Source organism: Pauljensenia sp. UMB10120 (assembly GCF_030212035.1).
In the GTDB taxonomy this organism is placed as follows: Bacteria; Actinomycetota; Actinomycetes; order Actinomycetales; family Actinomycetaceae; genus Pauljensenia; species Pauljensenia radingae_A.
Map to the genome: position 1 here is coordinate 22,268 of NZ_JASODH010000010.1, position 17,942 is coordinate 40,209.

Below are 17,942 nucleotides of genomic sequence, written 5' to 3' on the forward strand. Positions count from 1 at the left end.
GCTGGTCGCCGGTACATATTCACGCGACTGTGCGCTGCGTTATAAGAGCTGTTCACGAGGCCGTCGTCCGTTGCAGTACAGTGCCGACGAGGGGGCTGATTGCCGCAGCAATGTCGGCTGCACCGATTGGATGTCCCCCACCGAATGTGCTGATCACCCCATGGTGTGCGCGGTCCTGGCCGATCGGTCTGCTCGGGTTCTTGGCCTCGCGGAGTTTAGCGACGTCCTCGGCATCGCTGCGCGTGTCGGATGGACTGGTACGCGTGCTGCGCGCACCGCTTGCTTGGATCCCTGCCTGCGCGTGCAGCCACACCGCAGCGCCCACTGCTCCTACGCGGCGAGCCGCTGTATCGACTGCACACTGGGGATTAGCCAGCACTGCACCGATCACGCCAGCCAGAACATCTCCTGAGCCGGCCACACCGGTCCAGCCACACGATTCAGCGTTGACCGCAAGCAGCGGTAGACCGCCCTCGTCAATCGCACAAATTACCGTTGTTGCGCCTTTGAGAACGACGGTCGCCCCACTCGCGCGCGCCAGCTCAGCTGCCCAATGAGCAGGGCAGGAGTCGATGTCAGTACGGCTGGGCGAACGGTCAGTCAGTGCATCAAGCAATGTCGCTGCCTCCCCCGCATGGGGTGTGAGCACTGCTGAGGACATGTCACATGCCTCGCTCAGCTCCACCACCAGAGGCAATGCTGACGCGTCAATGACCGTCGGCAGGTGCTGGTCCAAAGCATCGATGATGACATCTCGGGCATGGCTCAAGCGCTCGTCATCGATTCCGCATCCGACAACTACTGACTGCGCGCATCCGGTGCCGCACACGATGTCGGGAAATCTCATCAGGGCAAGGGTACGCACCGAGGCGGTCGAATCAAGGCGAATCATCCCAACACCCACGCCATGTGCGCCGCTGACGGCGAGCACTCCGGCTCCCGGGTAGGTTTCGGATCCGCTGCAGATGCTCACAACACCGCGTGTGTACTTGTGATCGAGGCGGCCAGGGGCGCGCATGCATCTTCGAGCATCCGCGCATGTCAGCACACGCACCGCCGCGTGTGGTCGGGCATCGAATTCGCCTTGAGTGTACTCGTCAGGCCGAGCAGCCCTATCGGCTTGCGAAAGGTCCCCAGCAAGTCCCCTGCCGCCACTGCCAGCTTGTTCCAGATCAGCGGCAAGGCCCAGATCCACCACGTCAATACTTCCTGCGCGGTAGCACGCAGGAGGCAGTACCAGTGGAGTCTTCAGCGCACCCATCGTGACAGTTCGCGTCGCATGAACTGCATGGGTCGGACACGCTCCATCAGCGCTCCCCACCCCTGTTGGCACATCCACCGCCACGACGAGCGCACCAGTTTTCTGCACCTGTTCATTGACGGCGTCCACGAGTCGAGCGAGCGGTTCGCGCAACGCACCCTTCAGTCCCGTTCCGCACAACCCGTCGATCCAGATGTCGGTTGGCGGTAGATCCGCGCATAGGTCCCCCTCGTCCATCGATGCGGAAATTATGCGCGCACCGGCCTGGCGTGCTGCTTCAAGGGCACGAGGGTGTGGGTGGTCCGATATGACGAGGGCGACCGCCGCGCCAACGCTTTCTGACAAGGCCACATAAGACAGGGCATACAGGGCATCTCCACCGTTGTCTCCGCCGCCAACCAACGCTGTGACCCGCACCGTTGCCCCGTCAGCCGGACACATCTCCAGCACTGCATCAGCCACGCCGCGAGCTGCCTTGCGCATGAGCCGGTCGGGGTCATCCTCGCGGCAGGCACGATCCACATGCACCGCTTCAGCTTCGCGCACAACCTCAGGTGTATAGGCTGTCACGTCATCAGCGTCATGCATCATTCAACGGTCACTGACTTGGCCAGGTTGCGCGGCTGATCGACATCCAGCCCCTTCGCGCCTGCCAGTTCACAGGCCAAAATCTGGAGTGGGATCACCGTCAGAAGTGGTGCGTACAACGTGGGAGCGGGCGGGATCCGGAAGATCACATCTGCACATTCGTCAGCCGAATGGTCATCTTGCTCGGCCACCACCAATGTCCGAGCGCCGCGAGCGCGCACCTCCTGAATATTGGAGACCACTTTGCGGTGCAGTTCGGGGCGGCGAGGCGTGGGCAGAACCACCACCACGATCTGCCCATCTTCAATCAGTGAAATCGGGCCATGCTTGAGCTCGCCGGCGGCGAACCCTTCGGCGTGGATGTAGCACAGTTCCTTCAGTTTCAGCGCACCTTCAAGGGCGGTGGGGAAACCGACGTGGCGGCCCAGATAGATCATCGATTCGACATCGGTCAACGAACGCGCAACGTCGCGAATCTGGTCCCAGCCGCTGATGATCGTGCTGATTTTCGAGGGAATCGCAAAGAGCTTGTCCATGTAATCTGCGATTTCATCGGGGTACTTGTTGCCGCGCACCTGCGCCAGATACAGCCCCAAAATATACGTCGCTGCGATCTGCGCGGTGTACGCCTTCGTGGAGGCAACCGCGATCTCCGGGCCGGCATGTGTCAGCAGCACAGCGTCTGATTCACGAGAAATCGTGGAGCCAGGCGTGTTGACCAGTGCGATCACGCGGGCGCCCTGCTCGCGGGCGTGACGAATCGCCATGATGGTATCCATCGTTTCCCCCGACTGAGAAATGGCGACAACAAGCGTCTTTTCGGACACAACCGGGTCGCGATAACGGAACTCGTGAGCCAGCTCGACTTCCACGGGGATGCGGCACCAATGTTCGATCGCATATCGCGCCACCTGCCCGGCGTGAGCGGCACTGCCACAGGCAACAATGATCATCTTGTCCACGCTGCGCAGTACGCTTTCCGGAATGCGCAGTTCGTCCAACGACAGTTTGCCTGAGGCATCCATCCGCCCGGCCAGTGTCTGCTCAACCGCTCCGGGTTCTTCATGGATTTCCTTTTCCATGAACGTGCCAAAGCCTTCTTTTGTCACCGGTCGACGCGAGTAGTCACCTTCCAGCTTCTTCGGCTCGGTAACAGCGCCATCCTGGTCAATAATCGTCACGTGCTGCGCGGTGACAAGGGCGAGCTGGTCCTGCCCCACTTCGATGACATCAGTAGTGAATTCGCTGAAAGCAAGCACGTCGGAGCCGAGGAAGTTCTCCCCTTCACCGAGTCCGATCACCAGAGGCGATGAGCGTCGTGCCGCCACGATCACGCCCGGTGCATCATCACAGATCGCCAGCAAAGTGAACGTGCCGCTGATCTGCTCAGTTGCCGCGCGCATGGCGCCCACGAGGCGTTGCGCACCATCGCGTTGTTCTGCCGGTACGCCTGTCAGATCTTCCGACCAGCGCGGCGCGGTGGATGTACTTGCCACGCGGTCAGCCGAGGTGCCGACACCTCCCTCGTCAATGGGCAATCCGGAGTACAGACGCCCGATGAGGTGCGCGACGACTTCGGTGTCGGTGTCGGATTCAAAGGTTTCGCCCGCTGCGGCAAGCTGCGTTCGTAATGCGTCGGCGTTTTCGATAATTCCGTTATGGACGAGGGCGACTTTCCCATCCGCGGATGTATGCGGGTGTGCGTTGGCAACGCTCGGCTGGCCATGTGTTGCCCAGCGGGTGTGGCCGATCGCCTCAATAGCATCGTCGGGACGCTGACTGTCAATCTGCGCACGCAACTGGGACAATTTTCCGACCGCGCGGATGACTGTGGGTTTGGGCCGGTCGGCCGATCCGAGTGCGACTCCAGCTGAGTCGTACCCGCGGTATTCCAGATTTGCCAGGCCCTTCATGACAACGTCAAGCGGGCGCTGGGAGGGGACTTCCCCCACGTATCCAACAATTCCACACATATTAGACATTTCAACACACGCAGGGGGCGATCGGGAGTTTTTGACGCCCGTGGCGTCGACTCGCGTGCCATGAGCGGGATGCATGGCAGTGGGGATCGGCCCGCGTCGTCTTGCTCCAGCTGGCCGTCAGGTATGTGGGTGCAAGACGGACGCAAGGGGACAGGCAGTTGTGAGCGCTCGCGGGGCATGACCATCGGGTCCTCGTGATCGGAGCCACGCGACCAGCGCATCCAAGATTGCTCACAGACCGCCACATTCACGTCAAATCCCTGCATTGGACCGCTGTATTAGGGGACAATGGCGCCGTGATCTTTAATGACGAGTCCGCCCGAGCACAAGGCCCATTTTCATCGTTTAGCCGTGAGCACTGGAAAAAACTGGCCGCGCGCACGCCCCTGCCGCTAACCGACGAGGACATCTCACAGCTGGCATCCTTGGGCGATCCCATCGACATGAACGAGGTTGACGCCATTTACCGGCCGTTGTGCGCGCTGTTGCAGGTCTACATACAAGGACGGTATCTGCGGGCACGCGCACGGGCCGACTTCCTCGAAGAGGATGCGCCTGTGACACCTTTCGTCATCGGTATCGCTGGGTCGGTTGCGGTTGGCAAATCCACTGTTGCTCGCCTGTTGCAGCTCCTGTTGTCGCGATCACCGCACACGCCTCGGGTCGACCTGGTGGCCACAGATGGCTTCCTTTTGCCCAACGCGGTCTTGGAAGAGCGAGGAATCCTGGCACGTAAGGGATTCCCTGAATCGTACGACCGCGGAGCACTGCTGAACTTTGTCGCGTCGGTGAAGGCGGGCATTTCCCCTCTGCAGGTTCCTGTTTATTCGCATGTCACATACGATATTCGTCCCGATAAGTTCACCACGATCGAGCATCCGGAAGTCTTGATCGTTGAAGGGCTGAACGTGTTACAGCCGCCTCGTACCCATCCTGGCGGCCTCGGTTTAGCGGTATCAGACTACTTTGATTTCTCCATCTACGTGGACGCGCGTGAGGATGACATTGAGCAGTGGTACGTCGACCGATTCGCGCAGCTTCGCTCGACCTCCTTCCAACGTGAGGATTCCTTCTTCCGGACCTATGCGGGCTTGAGTGATTCTGAAGCAGAGGCCACTGCTCGGATGGTGTGGCACGCTATCAACTTGCCGAACCTGTACGAGAACATTTTGCCGACACGCGAACGCGCCACGCTGATTTTCACCAAGGGCGCCGATCACCGGGTCGAATCCCTTCATCTGCGCAAGGAATAGCACCCCTCGCTCCGGTTAGGATCTGAGCCAGTCGAGCTCTACCATCCGCACCGTCCTCCCCCAGTTCCCCAGGTTCGAACTCAACGTGCGTTCATCCACCTGTCCTTCCCCCAGGTTCGAACTCGGCACGCATTTGGCCAGGCACGGACAGATACTGCAGCTATTGATGCAGTTCAGCGCCGAGGCAAGTCACCCTCGGCAATAAGACGGGCGCCGAATTCGAACCTGGGGGACGGGGCGGGCGAGGCAGACAGGGACAGCGGTAAGAAATGAGGCTGCGCCACTGACGGCACTCAGACGCGCCCCGATGCGCAGATGGCTAGCGCGTGATGCAGCGCCCGAAGTGGCAGCGCTACGAATCTGGCACGGCTACCCCCGCACCTCCAGTTCATTACGGTCAGACGACCACCGATTCTCCAGCGCAGTTAGTCCAGCTTAGTCAGCCTAAGGCAGCAGAACCAGTGCTCTCGCTCCAGCACCGCACAACCAGCTGCTCCCCCAGGCCTGAAGACCGCTACAACTCAGGGCCGTCTACAGTGCGAGGCGATCACGCACCACATCGGCCAGGTGCTGCGCAATCCTGTCAGCCTCATCCTCACTGGCCGCTTCAACCATGACACGGACGAGCGGTTCGGTACCGGATGGGCGCATCACCACGCGACCCGTCTCCCCCAACTTCTTCTCAGCAACGGCAACCTCGTCGGCCAACGCCTGATCGTCATGGAGGCGAGCCTTGTCCACGCCGGACACGTTGATCAAAGTCTGTGGCAAGCGTTCGATCGGCGCGGTCAGATCAGCCAGATCGCGACCGCTTTCATGCACGAGGCGAGCCAGCAACATTGACGTCAAAACACCATCCCCCGTCGTGGCATGATGGCGCGCGATGACATGTCCGGACTGCTCACCACCCAACGCGAACCCGCCCTCAATCATTGCTTCGAGGACATAGCGGTCACCCACTGCCGTCTGAACAGTGGTGATACCAGCTTTCTCCATTGCAAGTTTCAGGCCAAGGTTCGACATGATGGTGACGACCAGTGTGTCGTGGTCAAGTTCGCCCGCCTCGTGCATGGCGAGGGCAAGGGCGCCCATTATCTTGTCGCCGTCAATCAAATTGCCACGGCGATCAATGGCTAGACATCTGTCAGCATCGCCATCATAGGCGACGCCGAAGTCCGCACCTGATGCAACGGTCACCGCCTGAATCTGCTCGGGATGCGTTGAACCGCAGTTATCGTTAATGTTGCGCCCGTCAGGTGATGAGTTCATGACCACGACGTCGGCGCCGGCCTCACGCAGGGCCTGTGGCCCGATGTCAGAGGCGCCGCCATTCGCGCAGTCCACTGCGATTCGCACGCCATGCAGATCAGAGCCGACAGAGGTGACGAGGTGCTCAATGTAGGAGTGCTTGGCCCAATCATCGTCGTAGTGGACCTCACCGACTGCAGCGCCTGTTGGGCGATCCCAGTCCGCGCCGAGAAGTTTCTCAATGCCGTCTTCGACCGAGTCAGCCAGTTTGAAGCCGCCCCGGGCAAAAAACTTAATGCCGTTATCCGGCATGGGATTGTGTGAGGCGGAAATCATGACGCCGAGGTCAACATTTTCTGCCGCTGTCAGATGTGCCACTGTCGGCGTGGACACCACGCCAATGCGCGTGACGTCCATACCTGATGCCGCCAAGCCAGCCGAAATTGCATGATCGAGGAATTCGCCGGAAATACGCGTATCACGGCCAATTATCGCTCGAGGCTTGTCGCCATTTTTCTTCGGACCACCAGCAATATGCCGAGCCGCTGCTTCACCCAGTTCCAAAGCAAGCTGTGCGGTGAGCTCGCCGTTGGCCAGCCCGCGCACCCCATCAGTTCCAAATAGTCGCGGCATCACATTGCTCCTGTTTCGTTCTTTTCACGGGCGGCAGCTCACTTCTTGCTGGGCCACCGCACGAGCATTATCTGCACACAGCCTAATCCGTCGCGACGCGAACCTCTGGTTGATTTACGGTCCTGTTCGAGTTTGCCCGCGATATTCGAACTTTTTGCACAGTTGCTCACGAGCCATTCGGAACCAGCACGAAAGGGGTGAGACAGGCACTCTCGTGCCCACCTCACCCCTTCGGTGATGACTTTGTGCTCACTGGCTCAGCTCCGTGCCTTGCGCTACACGTTTCATCTTCAACGCTCGCACCATGCACGTGCACCGAGCCAGCTCAGGTTCCTTCGGATCGCTTCACGCACCCGATTAAACGGCGACTCGCGCGGACCCCCTCGAACCCGATCAGCAGGAAAGAAAACCGATTAACGCTTCGAGTACTGAGGCGCCTTACGGGCCTTCTTCAAGCCAGCCTTCTTACGCTCCGTGGCGCGTGCGTCACGGGTCAGGAAGCCAGCCTTCTTCAAAGCCGGACGGTTTGCTTCGCGGTCGATCTCGTTGAGAGCACGCGCAATGCCCAGTCGCAGAGCGCCTGCCTGGCCGGAGATGCCACCGCCGTTGATGCGGGCGATGACGTCGAAACGGCCGTCAAGGTCGAGCAGTGTGAAAGGAGACTTCACGAGCTGCTGGTGCAGCTTATTCGGGAAGTAGTCCTCCAGTGTGCGTCCGTTGACCTTCCACTGGCCGGTGCCGGGAATCAGACGGACTCGAGCAACAGCTTCCTTGCGGCGACCAAGTCCCGCGCCAGGTGCGGTCACGGATTGGCCAGCGCCTTGAGGTGCTGTTGCGGTTTCAGTTGTGTATGAGCTGGGGACGGTTTCTTCGTCCAGCTCTTCGATCTGCGTGGTGTCAGCCACAGTTCTCCTCAGTGCAGTTCGTGGGCTCAGAAGCGCGACGCGCTCACTGGGCGACCTGGGTGATTTCGAATTTCTCTGGCGTCTGGCCGGCATGCGGATGCTCGCTGCCTGCGTACACATGCAGCTTGCGCAGTTGCTGACGGCCGAGTGAGTTGTGAGGAAGCATGCCTTTAACGGCAATTTCCACGACGCGCTCCGGATGTTCGGCAAGCATTTGGCGGTAGCTGGTAGCCCGCAGGCCACCCGGATAACCCGAGTGATGGTAGGCCATCTTCTGGTCCAGCTTGTTACCAGTCAGCACGACTTTGTCCGCGTTGATGACGACGACGTAATCGCCTTGATCCATATGCGGAGCGAACGTCGGCTTATGCTTCCCACGAAGGAGGGCGGCGACTTGAGACGCCAAACGACCAAGGACGACACCGGTAGCGTCAATGACGTACCACTTCTTCTCAGTGTCCCCCGGCTTGGGTGAATAGGTGCGCACGGGCGTAACCTTCAATTCTTTCGATCTAAGAGCAAACATCACCACCACTTATTGGTGGAACGCTTGCTCGCATTGCGATTCGGTTCGCGCGAGTCGTTGGCACATACCGGGCGAGTGGGAAAAGCCCCAAGTAGCGCTAACGCACAGCGTCGTTAAGTCTATCGACCTGGAGGCACCCTGGTCAAAGTTATTCCCTCACTGTGGGCAATTCCTCATTGCACGTGGCCCACCGCGTTGCCCGGCGCGCGCTTCGTTCAGATTTTCATGCCCGACGAGGGCGGCCGGCGGCGCACACTGCTGCCACACCAATGGTCTTGGCTGACGGTGGCGCACGGTCCATCGGGATTACCCACCACAACTGACACGTGTTAGTATTGTGGCCTACGTGACGAGCACAGTGGTTGTGACCGTTTGCGTAGTGATTTGTATCAGGTTCTGCGCTGAGCCTGATATGCGTTTTTATTCACCGATTTAAGGAAGACCGTTATGGCAAAGACGCATCGGATCGCCGCCCTTTTCACGGTGCCTGCCTTGTGCGCGGGAATCAGTGTGGTGGGATCAGTGCCGACATACGCTGCCCCGGACTCATCTCTGGCTCCGTATCATCCCACCATGTTGTGGGCAACGTCTGAAGAAACTCAGGGCGAAGTTGCTCCAAACGGGCCGATATCTGCACTGGTAGATGACGATTCAGGGAAAGCTGCCCAGGACGTGTCATTTTGGACATCCCAGTGGAAAGGCACCGAGGAAGATTTCCCACACGCACTAGCCTTCGCCAATCCCAGACCTGACCAGGAGCTGTGCGGCGTTCAATACACTGCGCGCCCCACATATGGCGCAGTCGAAGGAGCCGGAAATGCGCCCGGTTCATTCCAGCTGTATTCATTCGAATCTGCCCCGACAAATCCGCGGCAAGGCGGTGACGAAGCCTTCAACGCCTGGAAACAGGGACTGGACAGTTCCACCATGGAGGCAGGCACACTCCTGTCACGCGGAGCACTCAAAGGAGTCAACGATCCCCAGACCATTTCATTTCCGCCCACGAAAGCACAGGCCTTTTCATTGGTGGGTCTGCGTGCAGTGGCAGAGGACAAGAAAGGCATGTCAGGATCCGATCTCAAGTTGATCCCCTGCCAGCCTCAGTTCACTGATCCAGGAGAGGGAAGCGGTGACAACCTTGCCGCCGATTTCTTCGTTGACCAGCTTCCCTTTGGGGAGCCAGGCGAACCTGTCACATTCGATCCGGCCACTCATACATACATCGCACACGCCTACTATCACACGGATCAGATTTCAATCCGCGTCCGTCCTGCTGATCCCACTGCTTCCGTCAGCGTTAACGGTTTACCGGCGGACAGCGACGGACGCGTATCCAACCTCGTGGTGCGCGAAGGCATGAACGCCTTCACGGCGACCATCACAGCAGGAGGGCAACGCGCTACCTACGTTGTCAACGTCACGAAACACAACACCGATTTCCGCGGGAATGTCCTGATCGATGCCGCCGCCACCATCAATGGAGGCAGTGAAGCGGAAATCAGTGCGCTGACCGATCAGAACATGGCCACCGGGTGGACAGTTTCCCCTCTGAAGAAGAGCGACGAGTGGAGCGACAACACCACTGGTTTCCAACTCGATCTTGACCAGCCGCGCTACGTGCACCGCGTGAGCGCATGGGGCTGGCCGCAGATGCCCGCCAATGCGCCCGGCTGGCACGGCGGCTCTTCCGTTGCGATTGCTGTTCAAGCCGATGACGGCGCCCCGTGGCAGACCATCATCACGCATGCCTCACTGACCCGTGATTCTGGCGGACTGTGGTACTGGGACTTCAACCAGTACCACCAGGCAAAACACATCCGCGTGTGGCTCAACACCGCTACTGAGCCGCAGCAGCAGCCAGGAAATCCCGGTAACCAGGCAACAGGCATGTCGGTGTACGAAGCCGAAGTGTGGGGTCTGCCCGCCGGTCATACGCCTCCCGAGATTGCACCCAACGAGCACTCTGACATTTATCGCGGTTTTGACCCCGGTGACGGAAAGTGGGGCGTGAACCGCGCTCAGACTCTGGCGCTGCAATACGGCGTGATGCTGCCAGCCTGGATTCCCTCCGAAGGCTACGGTCGCGGCGCATTTGACGCACGCGAATCACGTCTGACCGGCGGCGCATTCCCGATGTTCTATGACATGCCTTTGTTCAACACTCCCGTGATGGAACAGATTGGCGAGGGAACCCCCTGGGCATTCGCCAAGGCTCCAGCTGGCGGCAACGGCATTCAGGACGCCGGCGAGCCTCACATTTTCCTCACCGATGCGATGAAGCCCTACGCCGACACCCTGATCGACATTCAGTACGGTGACGAGGGCGGCTTCAGCCACGCCGAGTCTGACGCATTCGGCCGATGGTTCGAATGGTCAAAAGAGAACATCCCGGGAGCCGTCGTGCACTCCAACCAGTACAACGCAGCTGACTGGGGCCAGCCGGCAAACATGGAGTATTACGTGCAAAACGCTCAGCCTGATCTGCTGTCGTGGGATACCTATTACTACGGATCCAACTGGGGGTCGGCACCCTCGAGCGTTGTTCACGACATGCTGGGCAACAATATGTGGAAGACTCAGCGTCAGGCCGCCCTCGCCGGTCTTACTGGTGACGGTACGAGCCCGATCCTGTACGGCCAGTATCTGGACTACAACTGGGACGCCAACGTGTCCGAGTCTCAAAAAGCCGTCGTCCCTTCGCTCGGTCTTGCCACCGGTCAAAAGTGGTTTGGGCTGTTCCGTATGGAATACAACGGCTACGATCGCTCCTCGATCATCGATCAGGATGGCGCGCCTACCCGCTCCTTCTACGAATTCAGCAGAATTTTCAAGGACCTGACTGGGCTGGGCAAGTACGCAGTTGCTCTGAACTCAACATACGTTGGCATCAACGCCGGTGAGTACGCGGACCGTCCTCAGGCACCCAACGTATCGGGTTACGCACTGGGAGCATTTGGCGAGGGCGACGGCAAGGCCGCCAATAAGGCGGTTGGCATCACCGGAATGGACGTCACCAATACCGGAACGGTCAATGACGGTAAACCGGGCGATGTTGTGGTCGGTTACTTTGAGAAGCTGCCCGGGCTTGATGCCGCGAAGACCGAGGAGATCTTTGGCAAGACCACTCAGGATCCGCGCGCTTTCATGGTGGTCAATGCTCTGACCGGCACAACGCGTTGGCCTTCTTACGGCTTGAGCACCCGAACCGATGACGGCTCATATGCGCAAACCGCTCAGGACGTCACACTGCATGTGGAGAAACCTTTTGACAACGCGAAACTCATGATGGTTGATCCGAACACTTTTGAAGCTCAGCCCGCGCCATTGACGCAGTCTCGCAGCGCAGATTCTGATTTAACGGTGACGCTGTCCAATATCGGTGGCGGTCAGGCTCGCCTGTTGTACTGGGTCGGCGAGTCTCCGACTGCCAACCAGGGCACGCAGACCGATCCTCAGTCTGCTGACAGCCAGAGAGCCCAGTCATCACAAAGCGATGGCTCCGCGCAATCCGTTTCTGCGACCACCGGCGTGTCGCCCGATCAACAGCGCAAATCAAGCTCCAATTCAGGGAGCTTCCTGGCGCAATCGGGCGCATCAGCACAGGTGATTCCGTTTTCTCTGATGGTTCTCGGGGCAGGAGCGGTCAGCATCTACGCTGCACGCAGGCGTTCCTTTGCTGTCAGACGATAGGTTGGCCGCACATCGGGGCCGTCTTCGGCTTCGACTGTGAACGGTCAGGCCCCCGTTTAAGGAAGCACCCGACCGGTGCAATGGACACCCTATTTAGGGTCTGTCAGGCCCTCGTTTAAGGAAGCACCTCTTCTTAAACGAGGGCCTTCTTCCGCCCCGTGTTTCGTCGTATCCATGCGCCGTGCGGCACCCATGGTTGCTTTTCCTCTCTCGCCTTTCTCCCCCATTTCTTTCATCCCCCCAGGTTCGAACTCGACGCGCCTTCAGCAGGGTAGGCACCGCCACCTACGCGCTGACCAGCGACGATACGGGCCCCATGCTGTTGCAGCACAGCGTAGCGCCGCCGAATTCGAACCTGGGGAGCGGGAAGAAGCGTGCTGCAGATGCGACGCTGACCGCCCGTACCGTCCATGTGCCCCTCCTGTCGATCTCGAGGCGCGCTCGCCCGACAGTGGGAGACCTTTCGGAGCATTCATGCAGGCCAGCCGATTGCGACCGTAGTCGCCCTCGTCCATGGTTCGTCGTAAACGACACATGGGGCGGGGCAGGAAAGTCCGTGCCCGCACACCCCGGGGAACACTCAACACGACGTATCGCAAAGGCTCGCACGAAGGGCCGCAGATGTCGTCGTTCACGCGCGGGCTGCCTCGATCGTGGCGGAAAGAAGAAGCTGCACGTGAACCTGTGATTCACGTGCAGCTTGAGTGCGAACCGGCTTGCTCAACGGGCCCGGCAAATCCGCGTCCGCCGCAGCATCCCTTCCGGGACGAACCGGGTCAGATGAAGCTCAGAACTTCAGGCCGCCTGCTTCAATGCCGCGGAAAAAGTACTTCTGAGAAAACATGAAGACCACAACAACCGGCACGAGGGCGACGACCGCTCCGGCCAGAACCAACTGGTAGCTCGTGCCCTGCGGGGAATTCTGAATGGCTGACAGGGTCACCATGAGTGTCTGATTCTTCGGGCTGGGCAGCATGATCAGTGGCAGCAGGAAGTCAGACCACGCGCCGATAAAGCTTGTCAGGCCGACAACCGTTAGGGTGCCGCGAACCTGGGGCAGAAAGATCGTCCAGAAACGACGCAACTCGCCTGCACCATCGATCAGTGCTGCGTCTTCGATCTCGTCTGGGATTCCCATGAAGGCCGCGCGCATCAGAAGGATCTGGAATGGGCCAATAAGAATTGGCAGCCACACTCCCAGCAGATGATCGTACAGTCCGACGTGCACCATCATTGAGAACAGGGACAGCATGATGGATTCAAGCGGAAAGATCATTGCCGACAACACCACGAAGTACATGATGTTTCGCCCTGTCCATCCGCGCCTGGACAACATGTAGCCGCCCAGGCATGAGAGCACCATGTTGGATGTCACCAACAGCGCTGCCACAATTGCCGAGTTACGGATGGACAGCAAAATGTTGGTGCGCTCAAACAGGCGCGCAAAGGATTCCAGCGACCAGTCCTGCGGAAAGAGCGTTGCCCCCTGGCCGAAGACGGGCTCACCTGGGGCTTTGAATGCGACAAGCAGAGGCAGCAAGAGTGGGCCGACCAGCAGGCACGCCACAATGATGAGGACCGCGTAGCGTCCAACGAGGCGCCACCCGCGTATTTGCCGGGATGCGACCTGGCGGCTCTGGCGTTCAAGTTTGCGGCGGTGGCGGTACTCGCTGAGTTTGCTGGTGTGAGGCGCAGTCGCGACAGGTGCGTGCATGGGTGAATGAGTCATTATGCTTCCGCCTTGTTCTGCAGCCTCTGTGAGGCAATGATGAATCCGAATGTGATCAGGAACAGGAACACCGAAGCGGCGTCGCCTTGTCCCAGTGATCCAAACGTTGGGTCCATGATTCGGTTACGGATATACATGGTCAGGGTCTGTGTGGGCGAGTTCGTTCCGCCCAGCAGATATACCTCGGTGAAGATTTTCAGTGATCCGATCGTCGACAGGACACCGACCAGGTACATCATGACCCGCACGCCCGGCACGGTGACCGTCAGGAAGCGGCGGACGCTGCCTGCACCGTCAATTTCGGCTGCTTCGTATAAAGACTGATCAACGTTGGTTAATGCAGCCAGATACAGGATCATGTAGTACGGCAACCCCTGCCACAAGGTGATGATCATTGCGCAGATGAGGATCAGCCACTCGTTGGACAGGAAGGGAATGGGCGACTGGATCAGCCCGATACCTTCGAAAAAGGAGTTCAGCGGGCCTTTCTGGTCCAAGATGTATCGCCACGCCAGTGAGATGACGACAAGCGAGCAGATCGCCGGCACGTAGTAGATGGCACGGAAGAAGCCGATTCCCGGCACGTGTTGGCGCACCAGCAGTGCCAGCAGCAGCGGCAGCAGCACCATCAGGGGAACAACGCACAGCGCGTAGATCACGGAGTTGCGTGTGGCTTCCCAGAACACCGGGTCGGAGAAAATGTGCGCGTAATTGTCAATTCCGTTGAAGCGTCCGAGCCTGCCAAGTGGTTTCGTCTTGGTGAAGGACGTCACGACCGTGTTGATGAATGGGTAGATATAGAAAGTGATAATACACAGCACGGGGATTGTGACCCACAGCCACGGCACCCACCATTTTCGGAACCGTGCTGCGCCATTGAGACTACGCGCGCTTGTCTTCTTCTGAGTCGCCATGAGTGCTATCCTCCATCACTCTGGGTACGCTTCGTTCGTAAAAGTGGACCGCGTCAGGCGGTGTGGGCTTATTCATGGTGGTCATGTGATGACCTGAATAAGCCCACACACGCTTCGCTGGTTCCGGATAATTAGGAGTTCAGATCGTCCAGCAGCTGGTTCATTTGTTCTTGAGCAGTCTTCAGTGCATCCTCTGGGCTGACTTCGCCGCGGATGGCCTGGTTGACGTTGTCGACCAGTGCTTTCTGAACTGAACCGGTGACGTAGAAGACGTCCAAGTATGCTTCTGCGTCTTTAGCGGCATTTGCGGCCTGTTCATATGCAGCCTTGAAGACAGGATCCTGTGCAACCTCCGGCGGGTTTTCCATAATCTTGTCGAGTGCCTCGGTAGCAGCCGGGAAGACGATTGCTCCACCGTCATGTGCCCAGGCGTATTCGTTTTCGGCGTTCGTGATGAACTCGGCCCATTTCATCGCCAGCGGCGCGTTCTGGGTGGTCACGGAGATGCCGACGTACTGGCCTTCATAGACAGGTTTGATACCTTCGTTTGTTGGGAACGGGCCAACACCTGTTGCTTCGTAGACCTGCGGGTTGTTGTCTTTAATGGCTTTCAGGAACGAGGCGTTCGGAGTGCCGAATGCGAGGTTTCCATTGGAATAGGCCTTGGACGGGTCGGGCTCGCCGGTCAGGGAGTCTTTCGGGATGGCGTTGGTCTTGTACAGTTCCGCCATCTTGGTGACGTATCGGACTGCATCTGCATTATCTGCGAAGTCAAACTCAGTGTGGTCATCGTTGAGCAGTTGCACGCCCATTCCATGCAGCTGCGCAACCAGGTACCAGTCTGGTGATCCGTAGATGCCATAGTCGCCGTTTCCGGCTGCCCCCACCTTGGCTGCCGCGTCCAGCAGGTCGTCCATTGTCGAGGGCGCCTTTTCCGGATCCAGTCCGGAACGTTGGAAGACGTCCTTGTTGTATGTGGTGATGTAGGGGCCGAAGTACCAGGGCAGCGCGGTGTGATGATCCTGAGCGCCGAGGTTCGTTGAGTTCCAGATGGTTTCAACGAACTTGTCACCGATCTGGGGTGCTTTGACGTCAAAGTCCATCAGCAAATTGGCTTTGGACAGCGCCAGGATGGATGACGATGCCACGTTGACGACGTCTGCCATCTTGCAGTTTGTTGCCTGGGATGTGATGGCCTGGTCGAAGTCTGTACCTCCGCCCTGGTCGGTCCATTTGATGGTGGTCCCCGGGTTTGCCTCTTCGAATTCCTTGATCTTGGCTTGGAAGAAGTCGGCGAAATCGGTTTGCAGGCCCTGTGTCTGGAAGGTGATTTCGCCTTCCACTTTCGAAGTGTCAACAACGCTGCCGTCAACGTTGCCTTCTGGAATGTCGCAGGCAACGTCGGGCGTTGGGATGCCACTGGCTGATGATGTTCCGCTCTCTTCAGCTCCGCCTCCACACGCTGTTAATGACAGGCATGAAACGGCAAGCACCCCAAGGGCGCCGCGTGTTGCTCGTGTCAATCTCATTTAAAGACCTCCATTGGTCGAGAAGAAAGCCAGCCGGCTGCGTGCCGGTTGACGTCTCTCTAACTATCTCGTGTTAGGTGACAGTGAAAGAATAAGACATTTTTACGGTTTTCACTAACCCCAAAGATCTCACTTTGATTACGACCGGCGACAAAACCGGTACGTCAGACTTTAACGCTCATCACGTTTCCGCACGTTTTCGATCGGAAATATCGTGAGCGACACACCCCGCACCCACCCACCGTTTCTCACCGTCGATCACAAATGTAAGAAACCTCATACCACACACTCTGGCACCTCAAAATCAGATGCAATTCCCGCGCGTTCGGCCAGCTGTACGCATCGACGCCCTGCGTATCCAGACGATAGTCCACACTCCGGCCAGGCCACGTCAATCCAGCTTCATACAGCACATCCACGAAAGGGCCAATACCCAAATATCTTTTCCAGAACTAACACGATATAGTTACTGTGTTACCGCTCAGAGCTGCGTCGCTCTGGCTGACTTCGCGGTACTTTTTCTTGAAGGAATTCACCATGACACGGACAACTCGGGCTGATGTCGCTCGGAAAGCAGGCGTCGCACCATCCACCGTCTCTCTTATACTCAACGGCCACGGGCACGAAGTCAAGATTGCACCAGCTACGATCGAGCACGTCACGAACGTCGCCCGTGAAATGAACTACGTCCCCAACGCTGCGGCACGATCACTGAGGCGAGGATCCACCAACATCATCGCTTTGATCATGGCTGAACTGCCGGAAGACCCGTTCGTGCCGGTCGTCCACAAAGTACTGACCACAGCCATGATTGAGGTTCAACGTCGCGGCTACCTTCTTCTGCCGCTCTTCCAACCTGAGGGCGATGCCGCCAACCGCCGTTTCATTCAATCGGTGCTCTCCGATATTCAACTGGCAGGTGCAATCTGCGAGACCACCTCCACCCAGCAGTTCGTTGGCCCCCTGCTCAGCCAGCTCGACATTCCAGTGATGTGGATGTCGATGATTGAAACCTCGAACCATTTCGGCGGAGTGGGCCTCGTCAGCATTGATGAAGGAACAGGAGTCCGGGAAATCCTCAGCGACCTCGACGCCACGGACACGTCACGGGCCCTCTACCTTGCAGGCCCCAACATCAACCACTTCCGTCAGGTACCTGTCCTCGAGCATTTCCAGGACCGCGCAGAGTTTCTCTCCCTGCCCACCTGGAGTGCTCACGACTCGTACGAGGCCTGCATGCGCATGCTCTCACCGCCCACCCCGACATTGATTCAGTATGGTGCGCTGATGACACACAGGCACCGGGCGTCTTCTCCGCTGCACGCGACCTGGGTAAGCATGTCCCCAACGATCTGTCCGTCATCGGCTTCGGCGATCACAATGCGCACGAAGACAATTCCATGGGCCTGACCACGGTGATGTGGCCACTGCAGGACATGACGGCAACCGCTGTCAGCCAGCTCATCGACTCGATTTCAACGCCCAAAGCTGAGCACACAGCTCGCGAGCCTCACCACACGCGCGTCAGTACCACACCCACGTGGCGCACCAGTGCCAAGCGCATTCACAAAAAGTAGGCACCACCATCCTCCACTCCGACGAGCTCGACTCAGGAAGCCCGAGCCACCCTCGTCCATCCTGAATCCCAACGAAGCCGGTCATCTGCAACACGGCAGCAAAACAG

The 17,942-nt window shown here is 58.7% G+C and carries 12 protein-coding genes and 1 pseudogene; 4 read left to right on the top strand and 9 right to left on the bottom strand.

Annotated elements, in window-relative coordinates; genetic code table 11:
- Window positions 1-52: 52 nt before the first annotated feature.
- Together QP093_RS09110 and glmS are read right to left on the bottom strand one after the other, a co-directional pair.
- Entirely contained in the window at window positions 53-1,831 is a 1,779-nt protein-coding gene (locus tag QP093_RS09110) for an NAD(P)H-hydrate epimerase (protein ID WP_285016205.1), read from the bottom strand.
- Between the two features lie 17 nt (window positions 1,832-1,848).
- Window positions 1,849-3,822, bottom strand: a complete 1,974-nt coding sequence (glmS, locus tag QP093_RS09115; RefSeq protein WP_092648778.1) for a glutamine--fructose-6-phosphate transaminase (isomerizing) — start codon at window positions 3,820-3,822, stop codon at window positions 1,849-1,851.
- A gap of 308 nt (window positions 3,823-4,130) precedes the next feature.
- Here glmS and coaA point away from each other — a divergent pair, with 308 nt between their 5' ends.
- On the top strand, window positions 4,131-5,084 hold the full coding sequence (gene coaA, locus QP093_RS09120) for a type I pantothenate kinase (RefSeq protein ID WP_070726995.1): 954 nt from the start codon (window positions 4,131-4,133) through the stop codon (window positions 5,082-5,084).
- Window positions 5,085-5,615: 531 nt separating this feature from the next.
- Here coaA and glmM read toward each other — a convergent pair.
- The 3 genes from glmM to rplM form a co-directional block, all read right to left on the bottom strand.
- Entirely contained in the window at window positions 5,616-6,965 is a 1,350-nt protein-coding gene (gene glmM / locus QP093_RS09125) for a phosphoglucosamine mutase (protein ID WP_058237131.1), read from the bottom strand.
- A gap of 413 nt (window positions 6,966-7,378) precedes the next feature.
- Window positions 7,379-7,870: a 30S ribosomal protein S9 gene (gene rpsI, locus QP093_RS09130; RefSeq protein ID WP_058237132.1), complete on the bottom strand. Its 492-nt coding sequence runs from the start codon at window positions 7,868-7,870 to the stop codon at window positions 7,379-7,381.
- A 43-nt stretch (window positions 7,871-7,913) separates the two neighbouring features.
- Window positions 7,914-8,357, bottom strand: coding sequence for a 50S ribosomal protein L13 (gene rplM / locus QP093_RS09135; protein WP_058237133.1), 444 nt, complete (start codon window positions 8,355-8,357; stop codon window positions 7,914-7,916).
- Window positions 8,358-8,843: 486 nt separating this feature from the next.
- Between rplM and QP093_RS09140 the strand changes: the two genes are divergently transcribed.
- A complete protein-coding gene (locus QP093_RS09140; RefSeq protein WP_285016207.1) occupies window positions 8,844-12,086 on the top strand; it encodes a cadherin-like beta sandwich domain-containing protein in 3,243 nt (1,080 codons plus the stop codon).
- A gap of 232 nt (window positions 12,087-12,318) precedes the next feature.
- On the opposite strand, the gene QP093_RS09145 is transcribed toward QP093_RS09140, so the two are convergent.
- From QP093_RS09145 to QP093_RS09160, 4 genes are all read right to left on the bottom strand, one after another.
- On the bottom strand, window positions 12,319-12,498 hold the full coding sequence (locus tag QP093_RS09145; protein WP_058237135.1) for a hypothetical protein: 180 nt from the start codon (window positions 12,496-12,498) through the stop codon (window positions 12,319-12,321).
- Window positions 12,499-12,873: 375 nt separating this feature from the next.
- Window positions 12,874-13,800, bottom strand: a complete 927-nt coding sequence (locus tag QP093_RS09150) for a carbohydrate ABC transporter permease (protein WP_480294762.1) — start codon at window positions 13,798-13,800, stop codon at window positions 12,874-12,876.
- Between the two features lie 14 nt (window positions 13,801-13,814).
- Entirely contained in the window at window positions 13,815-14,729 is a 915-nt protein-coding gene (locus QP093_RS09155; protein WP_058237137.1) for a carbohydrate ABC transporter permease, read from the bottom strand.
- 131 nt (window positions 14,730-14,860) lie between these two features.
- The gene (locus QP093_RS09160; RefSeq protein WP_058237138.1) at window positions 14,861-16,258 is read right to left on the bottom strand and encodes an extracellular solute-binding protein; all 1,398 of its coding nucleotides are present in this window, start codon (window positions 16,256-16,258) and stop codon (window positions 14,861-14,863) included.
- A gap of 537 nt (window positions 16,259-16,795) precedes the next feature.
- Here QP093_RS09160 and QP093_RS09165 point away from each other — a divergent pair.
- Window positions 16,796-16,894 (top strand): annotated as a pseudogene (locus QP093_RS09165) (LacI family DNA-binding transcriptional regulator); the annotation flags it as partial.
- A gap of 596 nt (window positions 16,895-17,490) precedes the next feature.
- On the top strand, window positions 17,491-17,835 hold the full coding sequence (locus QP093_RS09170) for a substrate-binding domain-containing protein (protein ID WP_285016247.1): 345 nt from the start codon (window positions 17,491-17,493) through the stop codon (window positions 17,833-17,835).
- Window positions 17,836-17,942: the final 107 nt, after the last annotated feature.

What these genes read in the sequence shown, in the direction of transcription:
- glmM (WP_058237131.1), bottom strand. Translation starts at nt 6,965, where the DNA reads ATGCCGCGACTATTTGGAACTGATGGGGTGCGCGGGCTGGCCAACGGC.
- QP093_RS09140 (WP_285016207.1), top strand. Translation starts at nt 8,844, where the DNA reads ATGGCAAAGACGCATCGGATCGCCGCCCTTTTCACGGTGCCTGCCTTG.
- QP093_RS09160 (WP_058237138.1), bottom strand. Translation starts at nt 16,258, where the DNA reads ATGAGATTGACACGAGCAACACGCGGCGCCCTTGGGGTGCTTGCCGTT.
- QP093_RS09155 (WP_058237137.1), bottom strand. Translation starts at nt 14,729, where the DNA reads ATGGCGACTCAGAAGAAGACAAGCGCGCGTAGTCTCAATGGCGCAGCA.
- QP093_RS09150 (WP_480294762.1), bottom strand. Translation starts at nt 13,800, where the DNA reads ATGCACGCACCTGTCGCGACTGCGCCTCACACCAGCAAACTCAGCGAG.
- glmS (WP_092648778.1), bottom strand. Translation starts at nt 3,822, where the DNA reads ATGTGTGGAATTGTTGGATACGTGGGGGAAGTCCCCTCCCAGCGCCCG.
- QP093_RS09145 (WP_058237135.1), bottom strand. Translation starts at nt 12,498, where the DNA reads ATGGACGGTACGGGCGGTCAGCGTCGCATCTGCAGCACGCTTCTTCCC.